This window comes from Candidatus Cryosericum odellii (assembly GCF_003570935.1).
Classification (GTDB): Bacteria; Caldisericota; Caldisericia; order Cryosericales; family Cryosericaceae; genus Cryosericum; species Cryosericum odellii.
In genome coordinates, this window is the sequence record NZ_QXIU01000152.1 from 1 (window position 1) to 4,848 (window position 4,848).

The 4,848-nt window shown below is 53.4% G+C and carries 6 protein-coding genes and 1 pseudogene; 5 read left to right on the plus strand and 2 right to left on the minus strand.

From position 1 onward, the window contains the following. Positions 1–255: 255 nt before the first annotated feature. From SMC5_RS11685 to murQ, 5 genes and pseudogenes are all read left to right on the plus strand, one after another. Positions 256–333, plus strand: a complete 78-nt coding sequence (locus SMC5_RS11685; RefSeq protein WP_407079763.1) for a hypothetical protein — start codon at positions 256–258, stop codon at positions 331–333. Positions 334–366: 33 nt separating this feature from the next. Then, complete coding sequence (locus SMC5_RS06310; protein ID WP_119120030.1) at positions 367–1,014, plus strand: bifunctional 4-hydroxy-2-oxoglutarate aldolase/2-dehydro-3-deoxy-phosphogluconate aldolase; 648 nt, start codon at positions 367–369, stop codon at positions 1,012–1,014. Between the two features lie 5 nt (positions 1,015–1,019). After that, a pseudogene (locus tag SMC5_RS11395) lies at positions 1,020–1,121 on the plus strand (shikimate dehydrogenase); the annotation flags it as partial. Between the two features lie 109 nt (positions 1,122–1,230). After that, positions 1,231–2,277, plus strand: coding sequence for a serine hydrolase domain-containing protein (locus SMC5_RS06320; protein ID WP_119120026.1), 1,047 nt, complete (start codon positions 1,231–1,233; stop codon positions 2,275–2,277). A gap of 28 nt (positions 2,278–2,305) precedes the next feature. Then, positions 2,306–3,211 (plus strand): N-acetylmuramic acid 6-phosphate etherase, encoded by a 906-nt coding sequence (gene murQ, locus SMC5_RS06325; RefSeq protein WP_119120027.1) that lies wholly within the window; start codon positions 2,306–2,308, stop codon positions 3,209–3,211. Positions 3,212–3,344: 133 nt separating this feature from the next. Here the strand turns inward: murQ and SMC5_RS06330 are convergent, their stop codons facing one another. After that, entirely contained in the window at positions 3,345–3,545 is a 201-nt protein-coding gene (locus SMC5_RS06330; protein WP_119120028.1) for a hypothetical protein, read from the minus strand. 172 nt (positions 3,546–3,717) lie between these two features. After that, the gene (locus tag SMC5_RS06335) at positions 3,718–4,572 is read right to left on the minus strand and encodes a M55 family metallopeptidase (RefSeq protein WP_119120029.1); all 855 of its coding nucleotides are present in this window, start codon (positions 4,570–4,572) and stop codon (positions 3,718–3,720) included. Positions 4,573–4,848 lie beyond the last annotated feature (276 nt).

A 4,848-nucleotide genomic window follows, 5' to 3' on the forward strand; every position in this document is an offset into this window, starting at 1 on the left:
ATTTAGAAGGGTTACATGGTCATGGAGACTCCCGAGGGAGATTGCGATGTTGAATGGTTCCACATCCTGGGACTGTTCTGTATGCCACTCCACGATGGGCACAGAAGTGCGCGGTTCTCGTGTCACCAGCCTCGTTCACGCAGGGCGAGCCGGAAGCTGAGCATCTGCTGATCGTCTGAAAGTTATTTCACGCTACGGTGCCGGCGTAGATAGCTAGATAACATTGATCTGGAAGCAGCAAAGCACCATGGCGTCATCGTCATGAATACGCCCGGAGCCAACTCTGTTTCTGTCGCTGAGCTGGCGCTTGACCTTGCGCACCGTGTTGTCTGATATCGAGAAATGCAAGGAGAACCTACAATGACTATGACAAAACAGGAAACACTTCAGCAAATTCGTACCAATGGTCTCATTGCCGTTCTGCGCGGCCCATCGCCCGAGCTGACCCTCAAAATGGTCGATGCACTGGTAGCCGGGGGTGTCAACAGTATCGAGATAACGCTCTCGACACCTGATGCATATGCCGTGACAGCAAAGGTTGCAGTCAAGTATCAGGATCAGATCGTGCTGGGCATGGGAACACTCACCGAGGTTTCCGATGTAGACAAGGCCGTTGCGGCTGGAGCGAGGTTCCTTGTTAGTCCTGTCTGCGAACCGAACCTTGTCAAGGCAATGGTGGCATCCGGGCTGGTCACAATGGCGGGAGCGCTGACTCCGACCGAAGTTCTTGCGACGTATCGTATGGGTGCGGACGTCGTCAAGTTGTTCCCCGGATCGCTGGTCGGCCCATCGTACATCAAGAGCCTTCACGGTCCGTTCCCGCAGATTCCCCTGATGCCGACCGGTGGTGTCAGCGTTGACAATGTTGCGGCGTGGCTGCAGGCGGGCGCTGTTGCCGTTGGCGCCGGCAGTGAACTGTGTTCTTCTGCTCTTGCCAGGAGCGGCCAGTTTGACAAGATCACTGAGGTCGCGCGTCATTTTGTCGCTGCCGTGAAAGCGATACGACAAGAATGAGCTTCATGGACAATCAGTATCCTGTTGTCACGAAAAAGGTACCGACCTTTTACTTCATCGGCGTGACGACGGGCAAGTCGTCGATCATGCGGGTCTTTCCGCGCTGGCGCTGGAGTACGGTGCCCATGCGGTTGTTGTAGGTACAGCGATTACGAGGCCGGGAATTATTGCAGGATGATCTACTGAAAACATGAGAAAGCTCGGCGAGGAGAGATTATGATCGCGGATCGTGTTCAGCTGTTTGACCACTGTGTAGAGAAAGCAATTGAAGACGGGGTATTCCCCGGCGCAGTCTGGGGTCTGATCACTCCTGATGAAGAACATTTTGGCTTTGCTGGTCATGCCCAGATTCTCCCTGGTCCGAGAGAAATGCGAAGCGATTGTATCTTTGATATTGCTTCCCTTACAAAGGTTGTTGCTACGACAACTTCAATTATGATTTTGATCGAAAATGGTGAGCTGAGGCTTCATGATACCGTAGGGTCTATACTGCCTGCTGGGCATTTGAAGAATACAACGATCCTTCAGCTCTTGACACATACCTCCGGCCTGCCTGCGAGTGTTAAATTTTACCAGGCGAATCGTGGTCGTGCAGGTGTGATTGACGATTTATATCAAGTTCCCCTGGTGGATCAACCTGGGACAGTGGTTACCTATTCAGATCTTAATTTCATGCTCCTGGGATTAGTGATCGAGAAACTTTCCGGATCTCTGGAACAGTTTTTACGTCGGTATGTTTTTGAACCTCTCGACATGAATGAAACTTGCTTTAATCCCTCACCAGAGGGGTCCGAGAGGTTTGTTGCGACAGAATTCAGAGAAGATAGGGGGTTCGTCAGTGGGAAAGTCCATGACGGCAACGCCTATGCCATGGGGGGCGTGAGCGGGCATGCCGGTCTCTTCTCCACTGCGCAGGACTTGGGACGTTTTGTGCGGATGCTCTTAAACAATGGTTATCATGAGGGACGGAAGATCATCAGTGTCGCTTCACTTAATCTCATGAGGCAATGCTACACTGAGCAACTGACAGAAAGAAGGGGCTTAGGCTGGAAGCTGAAAAACCCTGGAGATGCCATGGGTGACTTGGCCTCTGAAGACGCTCTCTTTCACACCGGCTTCACCGGGACATCGCTACTGGTCGATCAGCAGAGGGGTTTAGGGGTGATTCTTTTGACCAATAGAATTCATCCAAGCCGGGATAATCAAAAACTATTGGCATTGAGAGGAAAGATCCACAACATCGCTGAAACGGTGATTGATTAGCTGGAGTACGTGGAAAAGGAGCGATTGGATGCTTGATCTCGAACACCTGTTAACGGAGACACGTAACCCGGACACCTTGGATATCGACGTGATCCCAACTCATGATATCCTGCTGGAGATTAATAAAGAGGACTTGAAAGTAGCGGAGGCAGTGAGACAAGTTCTAGCTCCAATTTCGTCAGCAGTTGACAGGATCGTTGATGCTCTGAGGGCCGGAGGACGCCTCATCTACCTCGGGGCTGGAAGTAGTGGACGGTTGGGAATACTGGATGCTTCCGAGTGCTCGCCTACGTACGGTACGCCACCGGACATGGTTCAAGGTCTTATTGCGGGTGGAGCGGGAGCCATATTTAAGGCGGTGGAGGGAGCTGAGGACTCGCGGGAATTGGCCAAAGAAGACCTGGAATCTATACATCTCAAATCTTGTGACATTGTTGTAGGGATTGCCGCCAGTGGGAGAACTCCCTATGTCATCGGAGGGTTGCTTTACGCCAAGACGCTGCAAAGCATGACGATAGCCTTGACCTGTACGCCGAATTCCGAGATGGAGCGGATTGCTGATCATTCCATCGTTGTTTTGGTTGGTCCAGAGGCAATCATGGGATCTACCCGTATGAAAGCAGGAACTGCCCAAAAGATGGTTCTCAATATGCTGAGTACAGCAACGATGATCCAGATGGGCAAAGTATATAGCAACTTGATGGTCGACCTCAAAGTAACCAACAAGAAACTTGACGAGCGGGCCAAGCGTATTGTCTGTTTAGCGACGGGAGTTGCCCGAGAGGAAGCTGAGCACGCACTGACTCTCTCGAACGGTTCGGTCAAAATCGCGATCACCCAGCTCCTGGCCGGAGTCACCAACGAAGAAGCGGTTCGCCTGCTGGAGGCATCCGACGGATTTGTCTCCAAAGCTGTAACACTCTCCAAGACCTGACTCTAGTAGCCCATATACGACAGTCTCAGGTGCTGCAAGCAAGGGAGTGGGTTCCCGCCTTCGCGGAAACGACGGACAGGGGTGTATTGGCATATGGGTTCGCGTCTTTGTGGGAACGACGGAAGGAGATGTATTACTCCAACTGTAGCGGGATCTGCAGCTGTCGGAAGCTGTCCTCCAACCGCATGAGTCGGACGTAGCGGCGCAAGGGCGCTTTGTGCAGCTCGGCCATGTTGTACGCGTCACGCCCATACAGGAAGAATGACAACTGACCAGTGGAGCAGAAGAACTGGAGCATCGTCCGCAGGACGGTCTGGGATCTCTGGTATGACACACCCTGTACCCCCTATGAGCGTGTCCTGGCTTTCACCCCACATCATTCCGAGGAAAGACATAGACTGGCGCCAGCAACTTTACCCGGTTTCGAGGTGATTCTAATGTAAGGCAACAATGCCGGGCACGTGCTGTGCCCGGCATGTCATTGACTGAGGGGATGTGTGTAGAGGCTACAGGTCTTTGTCGTACCTCCCTGCGACAATGCAACTCATCAGGAAACGGTAAAGCTCGACCGGCTCATCCGAGGTGTACGTAAGTTCACGGCCGCCGGAGCGCAGAGAGCCGGGGATCCACGTGGCGACATCGCAGATGCTGGTCGTCGGGAAACGCACGGTCCAAGTCGACGGCGAAGTCGCCAGAACATCGTGTTGGAGGGTTCCCTGAAGCTGCTCGTCAGCGAGTGTCGTGCGACCCCGGGTCATCAATTGACGCGTCGCATTGGCGGCACCGTCGCGGATCAGTGCCCTCGATGCTTCGGGCATCAGTGTTCGCTGGGAATATCGGCCGGTAGCCCACTTGGTGGTGACAAAGACGGCGTGGGGGAAGAACTCCTGCGAGAACTTGCAGTACTGCTCATCACCGCCGCCAAAGATGAGCGGGATGCCCAGGTGAGCTAACAGGATCATATTGAGCTCTGTCTCACCCACGGCATGCCCGTTGGCCAGAACCTCATAGATGGTGGTAGTAAAGGTATGGTCCATGGACGCATGCAGTGTTCCGGCGGGAGCATGGTAGCCGATAAACAGGGCTGCGTCGCAGGTTGCGTCTGCTCCTTCGACCATACATAGCGGACGAGGGGCTCCCCGCACGACCTGCACGTCCTGTGGAAGCCTGTCGAGCAACAGGTTCTGCATATGGCCGTGACTGTCGGCGACCACGATTGCAGCTTCCTTGTCCACACTCCGGATGCCTTCGATGGCGGCACACGTCTCGCCCGTGATGAGTTCTCGCTGCTCCTGAATACCTTCTGACCATGACACAAGACCACCTACGCCCTCCATGTCCTGGCTGATGAAGTACCTCATTTCAACTACCTCCCAACGGCAATTGCCGCAACAATCTACACCCTCTCACGGCCTCTTCTGCCGCTGCTGAAACAGCTGCCTGCAGGTACTCGGGGTTTCTATCCCAGCCCTTGCCCGCATACCTCAAGACCATGTTGAGGTGCCCCTTTCAACTTTTCCTCCAATGGCATCGTTCATCGCTTGTTCCATTATATCCGCTGCTGTCTTTGCCAAATCTTCAGATAAAACCAAGGGTGGCACAATTCTTATACAATTACCGTAAAAACCAATAGAAGG